Origin of the sequence: Corynebacterium freiburgense, assembly GCF_030408815.1 — a bacterium.
GTDB lineage: Bacteria > Actinomycetota > Actinomycetes > Mycobacteriales > Mycobacteriaceae > Corynebacterium > Corynebacterium freiburgense.
Genome location: NZ_CP047355.1, coordinates 980454 through 995708, shown reverse-complemented (window position 1 = coordinate 995708; position 15255 = coordinate 980454). Strand labels below are relative to the sequence as shown.

Annotated in this window: 9 protein-coding genes; 6 read left to right on the top strand and 3 right to left on the bottom strand. The window is 50.8% G+C overall.

Annotation, left to right across the window (positions count from 1 at the left end; translation table 11 throughout):
- Positions 1 to 11 precede the first annotated feature (11 nt).
- Positions 12 to 1520, bottom strand: coding sequence for an ABC transporter substrate-binding protein (locus tag CFREI_RS04540; protein ID WP_027013399.1), 1509 nt, complete (start codon positions 1518 to 1520; stop codon positions 12 to 14).
- A gap of 875 nt (positions 1521 to 2395) precedes the next feature.
- On the opposite strand from CFREI_RS04540, the gene CFREI_RS04535 reads away from it, so the two are divergent.
- Positions 2396 to 4183 carry an ABC transporter ATP-binding protein gene (locus tag CFREI_RS04535; RefSeq protein ID WP_240483238.1) on the top strand — a complete coding sequence of 596 codons (1788 nt, stop codon included), beginning with the start codon at positions 2396 to 2398 and terminating at the stop codon, positions 4181 to 4183.
- A gap of 2 nt (positions 4184 to 4185) precedes the next feature.
- Positions 4186 to 5919: an ABC transporter ATP-binding protein gene (locus CFREI_RS04530; protein WP_027013401.1), complete on the top strand. Its 1734-nt coding sequence runs from the start codon at positions 4186 to 4188 to the stop codon at positions 5917 to 5919.
- 2 nt (positions 5920 to 5921) lie between these two features.
- On the opposite strand, the gene CFREI_RS04525 is transcribed toward CFREI_RS04530, so the two are convergent.
- Positions 5922 to 6443, bottom strand: coding sequence for a DUF2938 domain-containing protein (locus tag CFREI_RS04525; protein WP_205618472.1), 522 nt, complete (start codon positions 6441 to 6443; stop codon positions 5922 to 5924).
- Between the two features lie 95 nt (positions 6444 to 6538).
- Positions 6539 to 7447, bottom strand: a complete 909-nt coding sequence (locus tag CFREI_RS04520; RefSeq protein ID WP_027013403.1) for a 2-dehydropantoate 2-reductase — start codon at positions 7445 to 7447, stop codon at positions 6539 to 6541.
- A gap of 89 nt (positions 7448 to 7536) precedes the next feature.
- Here CFREI_RS04520 and CFREI_RS04515 point away from each other — a divergent pair, with 89 nt between their 5' ends.
- The 4 genes from CFREI_RS04515 to CFREI_RS04500 all read left to right on the top strand — a co-directional run bounded on the left by CFREI_RS04515 (position 7537) and on the right by CFREI_RS04500 (position 15211).
- A complete protein-coding gene (locus CFREI_RS04515; protein WP_084170839.1) occupies positions 7537 to 10278 on the top strand; it encodes a cation-translocating P-type ATPase in 2742 nt (913 codons plus the stop codon).
- Positions 10279 to 10327: 49 nt separating this feature from the next.
- Entirely contained in the window at positions 10328 to 11239 is a 912-nt protein-coding gene (locus CFREI_RS04510) for a DUF808 domain-containing protein (RefSeq protein ID WP_027013404.1), read from the top strand.
- 84 nt (positions 11240 to 11323) lie between these two features.
- Positions 11324 to 12934: an inorganic phosphate transporter gene (locus tag CFREI_RS04505; RefSeq protein WP_027013405.1), complete on the top strand. Its 1611-nt coding sequence runs from the start codon at positions 11324 to 11326 to the stop codon at positions 12932 to 12934.
- 15 nt (positions 12935 to 12949) lie between these two features.
- Complete coding sequence (locus tag CFREI_RS04500) at positions 12950 to 15211, top strand: DEAD/DEAH box helicase (protein WP_027013406.1); 2262 nt, start codon at positions 12950 to 12952, stop codon at positions 15209 to 15211.
- Positions 15212 to 15255: the final 44 nt, after the last annotated feature.

Below are 15255 nucleotides of genomic sequence, written 5' to 3'. Positions count from 1 at the left end.
CACAATGAACATCACTGAGCAACAAATACAGGTGCTCCTTGCGACATAATCACATCAGGAGTCCCCTTAACTCGACCATGCAGCGTATCCTGTACACCCCACAACACCGTTCCACCGTCTTTTGCATAGGTTTCAGCCAGCTCATTAACGAGCTTGGTACGCTCAGCGTCATCAACTGTGGCACCAATCTTGGCGAGTTTTGCATCCCACTCCGCGTTCTTGCCCCAACCGGACAAATTGAACGTACCGTTGGTTCCGGAAGTAAATTGCAACCCATATTCGGTTGGGAAATTCTGCAGGTACGTAGCAAACAACGGCAACTTCATGAGACCTGGAATATCACTGTAGTAGCTGGACGCATCACGCTCATCAACTTTGACACTCACACCTGCTTCCTTTAACTGCTCAGCAATAAGGTGTGCGGCATCATTCATTCCTGGGCTAACGTCTGCGGTTGTTAGCGTCAGCTCCTTCACATTCGCTTCTGCAAACAACTTCTTGGCTTTTTCGACGTCGCGCTTAGCTGCGAGGTTCTTGGGGTAGCTTTCCATGCCTTTACCCGGAACATCATCACCGGGTTTTCCGTGTCCATCGAAAATTGCTTTGGATAGTTTTTCACGATCGATTGCAAGTTTGAATGCTTGACGAGCATGCACATCATCAAAGGGCGCAACAGAGGTATTTAAAAACAGCCCCAGATTCTTGGAATCAGAAGGACCATAGGTCCAGATTTCAGCACTGTCTCCCAATGTCTTTGCCGCCACAACCGGCAAATCCAAAGCCAAATCAACTTCACCTGAGTTGACTGCACGAATACGCGCATCTGCATCTGCAATAACCCGAACCTCTAGTGTGTCAGAAATTCGCTTTTCAGCTGGGAAATGCTCATTGGCCTTAAACGACCAGCCATCAGCTGCGGAACCGTTTTCCAGTACATATGGCCCAGAACCAATACCTTTAGCGGGATCCCCGCCTTTAAATACCAAGCTAGACTTTGCCAACACACTTTCCACAAAGTCTGCTCGAGGCTGCTGCAGCGTAAACACCACAGTATTGTCATCTTTTGCGCTGCTCTTCTTTATATCAATGCTCGCTATCGTTGCACCGAGCATTTGGGAATCAGCCGTAAACTTGAATGAAGCTAACACATCCTCAGCGGTCACCGGAGAACCATCCGAAAACTTAGCTCCATCCCGCAATTTCACGGTCCACTCGGTAGCATCTTTATTCGGTTCAGCTGAAGCTGCCAGTTGCATGACTGGCCCTGTTGCACCAGTGACTACCAATGACTCAAATAGTGCATAAATGCCAGCCCAGGTTGCCGTACTCGATGCCGCTGAGGGATCTAACTGGTCACCAGGACTTCCGATAGCAGCAACTCGGAGTGCATTCTTTTTCTCCTCTGTGCCCGATGCATCACCCTGGGTACTCTCAGGTTGCGAACATGCTGCAAAGACCGGTGCAGCCGCAGCGACCGTAGCGCCAACTGCAAGTAACTTCATAAATTGACGACGCTTCATGGAAAACAGAACCCTTTCACGCAGCACTCCAAAAAACTGCAACAACGAGCACAGCAACTTTTTGATGATGACAAAACAATTTTTAACCTCATTGCGAGGTAATCAGCTCATGTAAGATTGGTTAGCCTAAACTAATTTACTACACTTTTGCCGAGAACTTGCCTACTGCCGGGATTCTACTATATTGAAACATATTTCCAATAAGCTTGACGCTAACCATAGGGAAATTGGCCCGCAATACATAAGGAAGGATTACATAATGTTCCAAGCTTGCCCATCACATGCAACGCAATTAGCGGTTAGGTCGAGCGCATTGACACCCCGGCGCACACCTTTACATATAAACCTTGACCATCCACATACCTGGCATACTCAGTGGGAAATCTAACGGGTTTAGACTCTTTCAATAGGGCTGTAAAACACTAATTGGGTAAGATACATCACAAAATAATTTTAAGGGCTAAGGGTGGAGCGCACCCTAGCCTGTCAATGTCACAAATTCCATTTTTTCGGGCGATTTTCGGGCGATTTTATGGAATCTGTGACAGATGCCTGGTGAATGGTTGCGCACTATATTATTTTTTGTCGCAAAATCTTGTTTTAGCGGATTTTATGGAATTTGTGACAAGTGTGCGCAACCTACCCAATTTCTATGACGTCGCCAGCCTTTTTAGCATAATGGACTTCGAAAATCCCGAACTAGGCTTCCTTAAAGATGTTATTTTGTCAGCAAACCTATGGGCATGGCTCTTTTAGCTTGTCAGCCCGCCTGGGATCCGCAACCACGTACTTTCGATCAAATAGCTACTCACACTGTTCGAAGAATGAGTTCACTACTGTGATGTCATCTGATTCTTTAGATGAGGTACATGTCAATGGATAACAAAGGACCAGACTATCGTTCCGCCCTTCGCTTAATACGAGACCATATGGATGGTCATTGGTTTCGTCTTACCCTTGCTGCAATTCTGGCTTTTTGTAGTGCGATCTGCGAAGTCTTAATAGCTTCCATCATTTGGCACGTGTTATCAACGGTTCTGCAACGTGATGCAATTATTACCGTTGAGATTGGTCAAATAGTGTTTATTTGCACAATACTCTCACTTGTACTAATCATTTTTCAGCAAGTATTTTTTGGGCTTTCAACTGCCGTATCGCATTTGGTGGCATTTGATGTGATTGCTGCTATTCGTAAACATCTTGGCAAGGTGTGGATTTCCACACCCGTGGGAAAACTCTCCAGCAAACATTCAGCAACTGCAAAAACCACAGCTATTGATCATTGTGAACGCTTGGAGATTTTCATTGCCCACGCGGTTCCTGAATCTGTGGCATCTATTGGCGTGTGGCTCATGGTTACTGTGTGGTTGTGTGTGATAAATCCTTGGCTTACGCTCGCCACTATTTCACTGGTACCAATCGCTTTCCTTACGATGCTCCACGCAATGCGTTCAAATAGTCATCGCATGGGCGATTGGGTAAGTGCGAATACAGCCATGAACGCTGCAATTATTGATTTCCTTACCGCTCTCCCCGTTGTACGAACGTTTAATCGCGTTGGCGACTCCCATGAACGAACTGCCCAAGCAATACGAAACAACGCAGAGCTACAAAGTAATTGGGGGCGAGCATTTGTTACATGGGGATCCCCGTTTTCCACATTCATTGTTTCAGGCTTGACAGTCATTGTCCCTGTCGGCGTCTTGTTGTATCAGTCAGGCAATGTATCTGCCGTTGACTTAGTGCTGTTTTTTATTGTTGGGCCTTTTTATACACTGCCACTAGTGAAAGTGTTTTATCGGCTCGTGGTGTTGCCAATTCTTGCCAACGGCGCTCAACAAATAGCCGCAATTCTTTCAGAATCAACACCGCAGAATAATAATCGTGAGCCTTTTCAAAGCACCAATCCAGACATCGAATTCATCAGTGTTTCATTCGAATACGAACCGGGCCAGAAAGTATTAGACGATATTTCGTTTACAATGCCGCATGGTACCACCACTGCACTCGTTGGACCGTCTGGTTCTGGAAAATCTACGTTGGCAGAATTGCTCATGCGTTTTCATACCCCTACAGAGGGAAGCATTCACATAGACGGCCGCGATATCGCAACATTGAGCGACGTCGATATGTACCAAAATATTGCGACCGTATTTCAGCGCCCGTTACTTCATGCTGGCACCATTCGAGAAAATCTTACGTTGGCACGCCCTGAAGCAACCACGCAAGAATGTGCGGAGGCATTGGAGGCTGCGGCATTGACTGATGTTATCGCTGCATTAGAGCAAGGACTCGATACACAACTTGGACAGGGTGGCGATGGTCTCTCTGGTGGGCAAAAACAACGCCTGGCTATTGCGCGTGCCTTCCTGGCGGATCGACCAGTAATCATCCTGGATGAACCCACCGCAGCAACAGATGCCGATACTGAAGTGCTTCTGCAGCAAAGTATGACTGAATTATTACGCGGCAAAACCAATCTAATTATCGCCCACCGATTACGCACGATTATTCACGCGGACCAGATTCTTGTGCTTGATCGAGGGCGAATTGCCGAGCGCGGTACTCACAATGAACTTCTAGCTGCTGAAGGAATATACGCCCGAATGTGGTCAGATCACATCTCTGCCGGTGAAATTGCACTACGCGGAACAGGGGAATAGTAATGACTACCTGGCAATTACTATGGAGGCTTTCTGGCTCCGCCCGAAACACAACATTTGGAGGCGTGATACTTCGTCTCCTGCAGTCTTTGTTCCTTGGTCTTGCTTATAGTGCCGCACTGATTGTGGTGATTCGGCTCGTTTCGTATGAAGAAATCACTTCTGCTGATGTCCGTGCAATTTGCATCTTGTGCGTTATGTCGCTTGTGGGGCAACTCACCTGTGGTTACTTTGCTTCACGATGCTCGTGGCTCGGCGCATATCAAGCTGTCGCTGAAATGCGGTTAGCACTGCTAGATCATATTCGTAACGTCCCAATCGCGGATATTAGTAAAACGCGCCGCGGTGACTTAGCAAATCTCCTCACGATTGATCTTCAAGCCGTTGAGGATTTTCTAAGTGAGAGTTTTCCGCGTTTAGGGCAAGCAATAGGTCTGCCACTGGCAGTTTCCATCAGTATCGGATTCCAAGATCCAGTGCTTGGTTTTTCCATTGCGGCAAGCATTATCGCCGCAATTCCTGTTGCTTCATGGTCGGGTAAACGCATTGGCGAACTCAGTGACGAACGGCAACAAACACAAGCCACCGCGACGTCGCAAATGATTGATACCTTCACTGGAATGCCCGTTCTTCGGGTGCTCTCCACGAAGGAAGCAGTTCGACATTATTTTGAACAGGCTGTGGAAAAATTCCGGCGCATCAGTATTGTGATGGTGCATCGAATTGTCATCCCTTCGGTCACAACATCACTTGTTGTATTCCTCGGGGTTCCCTTTGTATTAGGGGTTGTCGGTTGGCGTTCATTACCAAATCAAGAATTTGTACTCTCCGCAGTAATTCTGCTACTTGTCCTCAACGTCTATCAACCCCTCATTGGTGTGATCGGAACTGCAGAAAGTTGGCGGCTTTGCGAGGCTTCGTTGCGCCGCATCGATAAAGTATTACAAATTTCAACGCAGCCGCAGTCACAAACAAATGCACGGAAAATCCAAGACTACTCAATTCAATTAGATAATGTTTGCTATACGTACCCGGATGGCACTCAGGCATTAAAAGATATTTCGTTTACCGTTCAATCAGGCGATATGCTTGCCATCGTCGGGCTTTCGGGCGCTGGCAAAAGTACGGTGCTCCACCTTATCAGCAGACTCAACGACGCCACGGATGGCACTATCCGCATTGGCGGCGTTGATATCCGCGAAATTCCACAAGAACAATTGTTTGATCTCATCAGTGTTGTTTTTCAGGAAGTGCACTTGTTTCCTGGTACCGTCGCGGAAAATATTGCGATCGCAAAACCTTCTGCCACTATTGAGGAGATCATTGCTGCAGCCAAAGCGGCATACGCACATGAGTTTATTCAGGAGCTTCCACGCGGCTACGAAACAATTATCGGCGAAGACGGAGCTGGACTATCTGGCGGGCAACGACAACGGCTGTCTATTGCCAGGGCGCTTCTCAAAGACGCGCCAATCGTGCTTCTTGATGAAGCAACCTCCGCCGTGGATCCCGGCGCCGAACTCGCCATTAACAAGGGACTTTCCGCGCTTCTGACTGGTCGAACCGTCATTGTAGTGGCGCACCAACTCGCCACTATCACTGCGGCAAATCAAATCTTGGTGATGGATCATGGCTCGGTGGCGGAAGTGGGAACTCACACGGAATTATTGGCACAGCGAGGTGTTTACACGCACTTGTGGGAACGCTTGTCCAAAGCCAGGAAGTGGCAGCTTTAGGTTCATCGTTTCAATAGTTTCCAGAGTTTTGCGGCCGCATACAAGCCCACGCCATAACTGGCGTGGGCACGAAGACTGCCAATACGTGCCGAATCTGGATTCGGCAGCTTGTTTGCGGCAACACCAATCCCAAATGCTGGTTGCATCAATAACCATGGCGCGGCAGTAGTCATTAACCCCGCGGTAAACGCGGTACTGAACGTTGGATTATCAACCCATTGAGGTTTCGTTGCAATCAGCATTCCGGCAAAGCCGATTCCAATACCGTAATGCGCCGCCCAACCTAAAAGACGTTCATTCGGAATTGGTTCTGCTTGCATGATTGACGGATGTTTGATTACTCCTCTCGGCATATGCCCGATCCAGCGGCCAACAAGGTCAAGGTTTAACGGTTGCAATCCATACTTACGTTTGACCAGTTCTGCGGTGACATCCATGACCACAGTCGCCCCTACGCCAATAGCAATTGCATCTGAAATAAACGTTCTCGATCGAACCAAAGCAGCATCCCTCCTATAGATCACATGTACAGCTTTAGTGCGAACCTACAGAACCTGGAGACTTATTGCAAACTTTTTTCAATAGTTATTTTCGGTGCCACCAGCACTGGTGCCACGTCTTACAATCGGTGACGCAGCACCGCATAACTCAATGCAAACCGTGGTGCCACAACACCGCGCTGATCAGCCAACCGACTAATCGCACCAATTTGCGCATCCAGCTCAGCATGATTACCGGCAAGCAAATCTCGCTGTAATGATGATGTAGATTCAGGTGGCATTGCCGCTGCAAATTCCATCGTTCGATCAACAATGTCGTTCGGCATTTCTACCCCGCCAGCTTGTGCAACAAGTGCAATTTCTTCCACGAATGAGCGAAACTCTCGTGCCAGGACCTCATCAGCAAGCAAGGTTCCCAGCGGTTCAGCAGTCAACGCCCCCAACGCACTCAACGAAGAAACAAACATCGCTTTCGACCACACATCCAACCAGATATTCGAATGCACATGTGCCGCGATACCGGTAACTTCCAGCCATGATGCCAATTCGGTCAGCCGATCGTCCTTGTCCCCGGACCATGACCCAAATGTCAGCGATAATGGGCCGCCATGAAATTCCACCACGCCAGGCCCAGCATGGTGCAGAAATCCACGTACAACACCCGGCCACACTCGACGCCTATCGCCCACAATCTTCGCCGCGATTTCTGGCGCCTCGACTGAATTTTGCAACGGTACAACGATCGCATGTTCCGAGACACCAGCTAAAGATTCGAATGCATTAGTGCCATCCAATGCTTTCGTTGCCACCAAAATAACGTCGCAACTACCTACGTCCGCCAAGTGGCGAAACGCTGGCACTGGAATGCGGCGCGTGTCCCCCGGGACGTCGATAAGCGTTACACCAGATTGTTGAATTACGCGCAACGTTTCGCCGCGTGCTACCACCGCAACATCGGCCCCTGCCTGCGCCAACGCACCCGCAAAGTAGCCGCCGACCGCACCTGCACCAATAATCACAATTCTCATAGCATCAGTGTAACCGCCACCACATTTCCCACATGAAGCGAACATATGCATGAATGAAATTGTTGATATATGCGCCTAGCATGAAATTTATGTCTCCCACACAACCGTACCTTGTGGATATTCCAGTTATTTCACAGCAATTCAATGTAGATCCAAAAGTGGGACTTTCCGCTGCGTCCGCAACAACCCGGTTATCGGAATATGGCCCCAACGAGTTGCGCGCAAAGAAGCAAGTGCCATTGTGGCGGAAAATACTCAAACAATTCCAAGATCCTTTGGTGTACCTGCTGTTTGTGGCGATGGGCATCGCGGTCGCCGCTTGGTGGGCCGAAGGAGCCTCGGGATTGCCGGTGGACACAATTGTGATCGGTGCGATTGTAGTTGCGAATGCCGCGTTGGGATTCAGCCAGGAATCGAAAGCAGAATCGGCTGTTGCCGCATTGGCGGCGATGACGGCAGCTACCTCCACGGTGCTGCGCGACGGCCGGCAAGCACAAATACCATCCTCCGAACTTGTGCCAGGTGACGTGCTGTTATTAGCGGAAGGTGATGCTGTGGGTGCCGACGCCCGGCTCGTCACTGCTACTGGGCTCACAGTGCAGGAGGCTTCCCTCACCGGCGAGTCCGAGGCGAGTGTCAAAGACCCCGCAACACTCGATGGGACCGTGCCGCTTGGTGACCGTTCGAACATGGTGTTTAAAGGGACCGCAGTTGTCCAAGGCGTGGGTAGTGCAATTGTCACCAGCACTGGCATGCAAACTGAAATGGGATTAATCGCCGATATGCTCGACCGTGCCGAACAGGATGAAAGCCCGCTAGAGCGAGAAATTACTCGGGTTTCCAAACTCCTTGGAGTTCTTGTTGTCATTATCGCCCTCATCGTGATGGCAACATTGGCGCTGATCAATGGGGTGCATAGCGCCGAAGATTTGGTGAATATCCTCCTGCTAGGTGTATCACTGGCGGTGGCCGCGGTGCCTGAAGGATTACCAGCGATTCTCTCGCTAGTTCTTGCTATTGGTGTGCAACACCTTGCGCGGAATAACGCAATTATGAAAAATCTGCACTCGGTGGAAACACTTGGCGCAGCTAGTGTCATATGTTCGGATAAAACGGGAACGTTGACTCGAAATGAAATGACCATTCAACGAGTCTTGACGGACGCCGGCGAGGTAACCCTGTCTGGCATTGGTTACGATCCGCGCGCTGGCGGCGTCGAAAAGGGAGACGAATCAGCGCTGCAACTCGCGCGCGACGTCGTATATGCAGGCGCAGTGGCAAACAATGCGCAGCTTGATCCGGATGGCATTATCGGAGACCCCACCGAAGCCGCATTCTTGGTCGCATGGCCAAAACTCGCGGACAACCGCAAGCCAGAGGCGGAACAACGAACCGCGGAAATCCCGTTTTCCTCAGATCGAAAAATGATGTCCGTCATGGCAGGCAAACGGGTATTCGCCAAAGGAGCTCCCGATGTGTTGATCGAACGCTGCACCCGCGTGCTCACGATTACCGGCCCAGCCATGCTCGACCAAACACGCCGTCAAGCATGGGCACAAACAGTCGAACAACTATCCGCGCAAGGGTACCGCACGCTCGGTGTGGCTATCGGCGAATCAATCAATAACACCATCGTCGAAGAAAACCTCGTATTTCTTGGCGTCGTAGCGATTATCGACCCACCGAGAGAACAGGCGAAACCTGCACTTCAACAAGCACATGATGCGGGGATCCGCACCTTGATGATCACCGGCGACCACCCCGCGACCGCACACACGATCGCCACAGAACTTGGTCTTACTACTACTGGACGTGCACTCTCCGGCCAGCAACTCGACCAACTGAACGAAAAAGGATTCGATCAAGCAGTTCAAGAAATTGATGTATATGCGCGCGTTACCCCGGCCCACAAGCTTCGCATCGTCGATACTCTGCAAGAGCATGGCGCAGTAGTCGCGATGACTGGAGACGGTGTCAATGACGCACCTGCCCTGAAAAGCGCGGACATTGGCGTAGCGATGGGGATCACCGGCACCGAGGTCACTAAAGAAGCTGCCACCATGATCCTGGCAGACGATAACTACGCCACCATCGTCACCGCTGTCCGTCAAGGTCGCGGGATTTTCGATAACATCACGAAATTCCTTCGCTACCTGCTCAGTTCCAATATGGGCGAAGTAACCACCGTCTTCTTCGGCGTCGTTTTAACCAGTTGGATCGGGCTAAATCACCCCGAACATTCTGAAATCGCACTGCCGCTCCTTGCCACGCAAATTCTTTGGATCAACCTCGTCACCGATTCGGGTCCAGCGCTGGCCATGGGCGTTGACCCAACAGACGAAGACATTATGAAACGTCCACCCCGGGACCCCAAGAAACCGATCATCGATTCGGATATGTGGAAACGAGTGTTGTTTATCGGCACAATCATGGGAGCCGCAACACTGCTTACGATCGATATTTTTCTCCCCGGCGGCCTCATTGAAGGTACCGATTCCCTCGATACTGCCCGCACCGCCGGGTTCACCACCTTGGTATTCGCACAGCTTTTCAATGCTTTGAATGCTCGTTCGACGTACCGGTCGGCGTTTCACCACGCATTCAATAACCGTTGGCTCTGGGCGTCAATTGTATTGGGAGTTCTGCTGCAATTCGCTGTTGTTCATATCCCATTCCTACAAACGGCCTTTGGTACCACTCCACTGACGCCGCAGCATTGGATCGTTGCCTTCGCAATGGCATCAACCGTCCTATGGGCTGAAGAACTCGTAAAAATTATTCGCAGGAGCACCGGGAATCATCAACCAGCTCAGTACCATCACCAGCACTGAGCTTGTACACTTTTAACAGCTATTATTCCCAACCCCTTGGAGTTTCCTGATGCCTGGCGGACTTGCAGCACTACTAGACGACGTCGCTCTCATCGCGAAAGCTGCAGCCGCTAGCGTTGACGACGTCGCGGCCGCTGCGGGTCGCACCAGCGTCAAGGCCGCGGGCGTCGTCGTCGATGATGCAGCAGTAACACCACAGTATGTGCAAGGCGTCACCCCGGCCCGTGAACTTCCAATCATTTGGAGGATTGCCAAAGGCTCGTTATTTAATAAACTCATCATTATTTTACCGATAGCACTACTGCTAAGCTCGCTCGCCCCCTGGCTACTCACACCCATACTGATGATTGGCGGCGCCTATTTGTGTTTTGAGGGTGCGGAAAAGGTCATTGAAAAATTCTTCGGCCACGAAGAAAAAGAAGAAACCGCCATTGAAGCCGGTCCAGATGCAGAAAACAAACTGGTCAAGGGTGCTATTACCACCGATTTGATCCTGAGCGCTGAAATCATGGTGATTTCCCTCAATGAAATCGCAGCCGAGTCACTGGCGATGCGCGCAGCGGTGTTGGTGACCGTTGCGTTTGGCATTACAGCCTTGGTCTATGGTGCTGTCGCACTCTTGGTGAAGATGGATGATGTTGGGCTCAAGCTTGCCGCCCGCCCTTCGGCCGGATCCCAAAAACTTGGACGCGGCCTGGTTGCGGCCATGCCGAAACTACTTACGATTATCGCCATTATCGGCACCTTCGCCATGTTGTGGGTTGGTGGGCATATTCTCCTCGTAGGTGTGGCCGAACTCGGCTGGCATGCACCATACGATTTTGTTCACCATATGGAGGGGTATGTGGAGCATTTGGGGGGATTTGCCACCTGGGTTGTTAATACCTTCTTTTCCCTGATAGCTGGGGCAATTGTAGGCAGCGTTATTGCTGGCTTACTTCATGCGGTAAAGCGTCATTAATCCGAGACCTACTGTGCACTTCTCATGCATTAGACTCGTATTCGATGCTTTCCCAAACTCACCCCGACTAAGGACCGCAGCACGATGACGCAAGATACGCTGAGTTCACCGAGTACAGTCTCGGAAAACAAAAGCGGCTCGGATTTTTGGTGGCACGCAACATTCGGTGCGCTATTAGCAATAGCGTTTATTACCTTCGGATTGTGGGCCTACGGATCAATTGAGCAAAGCACACATTATTGGGTGCTCGGCGTCACCATCGTATTTGGCCTGTTTATGGCCTTTAATATTGGCGGTAACGACGTCGCGAATTCATTTGGCACCAGTGTTGGCGCAAAAACACTGACCATGAAACAGGCCTTAGTCATTGCAGCTATTTTCGAGGTTGGTGGTGCGGTCCTTGCCGGAGGCGAGGTCACGGAAACAGTGCGCAAAGGCATTGTTGACCTTGATGGTGTTGACCTCCAACCCATGGATTTTGTGTTTATCATGATGGCGGCCCTACTCGGCGCTGCATTGTGGCTCCTTATTGCCACGCAGATGGGCTGGCCAGTATCAACAACACATTCGATTATTGGCGGAATCGTTGGTGCTGCGGTCACCATTGGTTTACGCACTGGCACTGGCGGTTGGTCGATTGTTCAATGGGACCAAATCGGCGAAATCGCATTGTCATGGATACTCTCGCCGCTATTAGGCGGAATTGTTGCCTATTTCCTGTTCCTCGCAATTCAACGCGGAATTCTTGTATATAACGAACGTGCAGATGAGCAACTTCAACTCATCCGCAAAGAACGGCTCGAACACAAAAAACGCCATAAAGCATCATTCGAACGACTCAGCGAAATGCAGCAGCTTGCGTACACCACGGCCATGGTGCGCGACGCAGAAGTTTCACGACGCCAAGGCTTTGATCGCGCCGAACTAGAAAGCGATTACTTCCGCGAGTTATACGAGCTCGACGCACGCGAACAAAACATCAATGCGTATCGCGCACTGCAGCTTTGGGTTCCGCTCTTGGCCGCCATTGGCGCCATGATGATCACGGCAATGATGCTGTTCAAAGGGCTGAAAAACCTACACCTCAATATCGATAATGTTGGCAATATCATGATTATCGGCATGATTGGCGCAGGTGTTTGGATGGCGGTACGAGTATTCGCGCGCACCATTAGGAATCTGGAACTCGGACGCGCAACATTTCTCATGTTCAGTTGGATGCAGGTATTTACCGCTGCGGCATTTGCGTTCTCCCATGGATCGAACGATATTGCGAATGCAGTAGGGCCGATTGCTGCGATTCTCGACGTCCTTCACACCGGCACAATCAATGCAAAAGCAGCCGTCCCCACTCCCCTCCTCATCTGTTGCGGAATCGCACTTGTGTCCGGATTGTGGTTCATCGGCCGAAAAGTCATCACCACCGTTGGTACTGGACTCACACGAATCCACCCTGCCAGCGGTTTCGCCGCAGAACTCGCCGCCGCCACAGTGGTCATGGGGGCATCTGTGGTGGGCCTTCCGGTTTCTTCAACACACATTCTTATCGGGGCCGTGCTTGGCGTCGGCATGGTGACTCGCTCAGCGAACTGGAGTTTGATGCGTCCGATTGCACTAGCTTGGGTGATTACCATTCCGGCAGCTGCAGGTATCGGCGCGATTGGCGTGATCGTACTACGAGCTATATTCGGGTAAGTATGATCGAATGGCATGTTCTCCGATATACATCGACTCCTGGATTCAATCGAACGCCAGCTCGGAGAACTGCGCGCGCAGGTACAGCAACTTGAACAGGCGCAGGGCGTATCGACGCCGCGACACACACCCGAGGCGCCGCCGCCTACCGATGTTCACGCAAAGGCACCACTAGCAGCCAAAATTTCCCTATTTACCTCTCGATTCCGTGGTCGAACTGACGTCTATGCCTACAAATGGCAACATAGCGAGCGGAAAGGTTGGAGTCCTGCCACCCCATTCCGCGGCTCCGAGGAATACCTTCCCCTCACCGACAACGTGATCGACCAACATTTGCGTGGAAATCAATTCATCGGTGTGTATCCGATGTTGCCGGATGACTCAACCCATTTTTTAGCCTGCGATTTCGACGACGCACTGTGGCGCCAAAACGCCCGAGCATACGCTGACGCCTGCGCCGCACGGGGCGTCGATAATCTCGTTGAGATTTCTTCCTCCGGAGCTGGCGCGCACGTGTGGATTTTCTTCGAGGAACCAGTTCCTGCCCGTCAAGCACGCGCGCTGGGATTTCAATTATTGCGGGAGGCTATGGCGCAAGAACCCAATATGGACTTCACAAGCTATGACCGCTTCTTCCCAGCTCAAGACACACTTCCGATACGTTCAAAAGGACGTGGTCGGCTAGGAAACCTTATCGCGCTCCCACTCCAAGGTACGCACCGCCGCCAAGGCACGACGGTGTTTGTAGATCCGAATACCTGGCAGCCGTATGACGATCAATTTTCAGCATTATCTGCCGTCAAGCCACTCGATATCCAGTCGGTAGTTTTTGATGAACCGATTATCGGCCCAGCAAGCGAACTCACCGTTCCAAAACCACGCAAATCGGAACTACACACCACCGCGACCGTTGATATCAGCGTCGATTCGCACCTTCGTGTCCCCTTGGATGGTTTGCCCGCATCGATCATCGCCAGCCTGAAGCATCTCGCCTGCTTATCAAACCCGGAATTTTATCGCAGACAAGCGCAGCGATTTAGCACGTTCCGAATCCCCCGACTCATCATCAGATTTCACCAGGAAAACAACATATTACAACTGCCCCGCGGATTGACCGACGAAGTCATTGAACTACTGGAAACCGCAGGTGCCACGGTGCACACTAAACGGCAGCGCGCCCGGCAGCGGCTGCAACTTGAATTTACAGGTAAACTGCGACCACCCCAGCAACGAGCACTCCGAGACACAACGCCACATCGAACTGGTGTCATTGTGGCACCCCCAGGTTTTGGGAAAACTGTACTTGGATGCTCAATGATCGCCCACCGTAACGTGCCAACGGCGGTATTGGTGAATCGGAAAGAATTGGTTGATCAATGGCGCACCAGCCTTAGTGAATTTCTCGGCTGTACACCCGGCCAATTAGGAGCTGGAAAACGCAAACTGACCGGAGAAATCGACATCATTATGATGCAAAGCATTTCTCATCGTGATGCAAACACTAGCGTCCTTGATGATTATGATCATATCGTCGTGGATGAATGCCATTCGATCGCCTCTCCCGCCACTGAAGCAGCCATCACCGACGCACGGGCACCATATTGGCTCGGCCTGACCGCCACGCCGTTTCGCGCAGATCACATGGATGAACTCATCACCATGCAACTGGGCCCCATCCGACATCAAGCAATACATGAACGCGTCGCCCAACGCGAAATAGTACTCCGCACCACGAACTTCATTACCGAAGAACCCGCCACCGATGGCGCCTCCATGAACGCTATTTACAGTGAACTCACCACTGATACTGACCGTAATGCACTCATCATTGCTGATATTTGTTCAGCGGCAACTGAAGGAAGAACGTCGCTGGTGCTCAGTAATCGAATTGAACATCTACACCTGTTACAAGAGCTTCTGCAACAACAAGTAACCACACCCATATTCTTATTGCACGGCCAATTACCACCACAAGAACGAAGTTCCACGTTAGAAACTCTCCGTAAACTCGAAGGACCGTTTATCCTCCTCGCTATTGATAAAGTGGCTGGTGAAGGTTTTGATCTGCCACAATTAAACACACTATTTCTCACTATTCCAGTGTCGTTTAAAGGAAGAATCATTCAGCAAATTGGTCGGGTAACTCGAAGTGACCATCCTGCACTCGTATACGACTATGTGGATGAACAAGTTCCATGGCTACACCGAATGGCGCAACGTCGACGACGCATCATTGCTAAGGAAGGCTTTACACCGCGCCATGACACGCTAAAGTAGTAACGCTGGCGCCACGAACGCGGCGTCGAAACCGTGATTTTCAA

Excerpts from the sequence above, each read along its gene's own strand:
- CFREI_RS04530 (WP_027013401.1), top strand. The coding sequence starts at position 4,186 with ATGACTACCTGGCAATTACTATGGAGGCTTTCTGGCTCCGCCCGAAAC.
- CFREI_RS04505 (WP_027013405.1), top strand. The coding sequence starts at position 11,324 with ATGACGCAAGATACGCTGAGTTCACCGAGTACAGTCTCGGAAAACAAA.
- CFREI_RS04510 (WP_027013404.1), top strand. The coding sequence starts at position 10,328 with ATGCCTGGCGGACTTGCAGCACTACTAGACGACGTCGCTCTCATCGCG.
- CFREI_RS04500 (WP_027013406.1), top strand. The coding sequence starts at position 12,950 with ATGTTCTCCGATATACATCGACTCCTGGATTCAATCGAACGCCAGCTC.
- CFREI_RS04535 (WP_240483238.1), top strand. The coding sequence starts at position 2,396 with ATGGATAACAAAGGACCAGACTATCGTTCCGCCCTTCGCTTAATACGA.
- CFREI_RS04540 (WP_027013399.1), bottom strand. The coding sequence starts at position 1,520 with ATGAAGCGTCGTCAATTTATGAAGTTACTTGCAGTTGGCGCTACGGTC.
- CFREI_RS04515 (WP_084170839.1), top strand. The coding sequence starts at position 7,537 with ATGTCTCCCACACAACCGTACCTTGTGGATATTCCAGTTATTTCACAG.
- CFREI_RS04520 (WP_027013403.1), bottom strand. The coding sequence starts at position 7,447 with ATGAGAATTGTGATTATTGGTGCAGGTGCGGTCGGCGGCTACTTTGCG.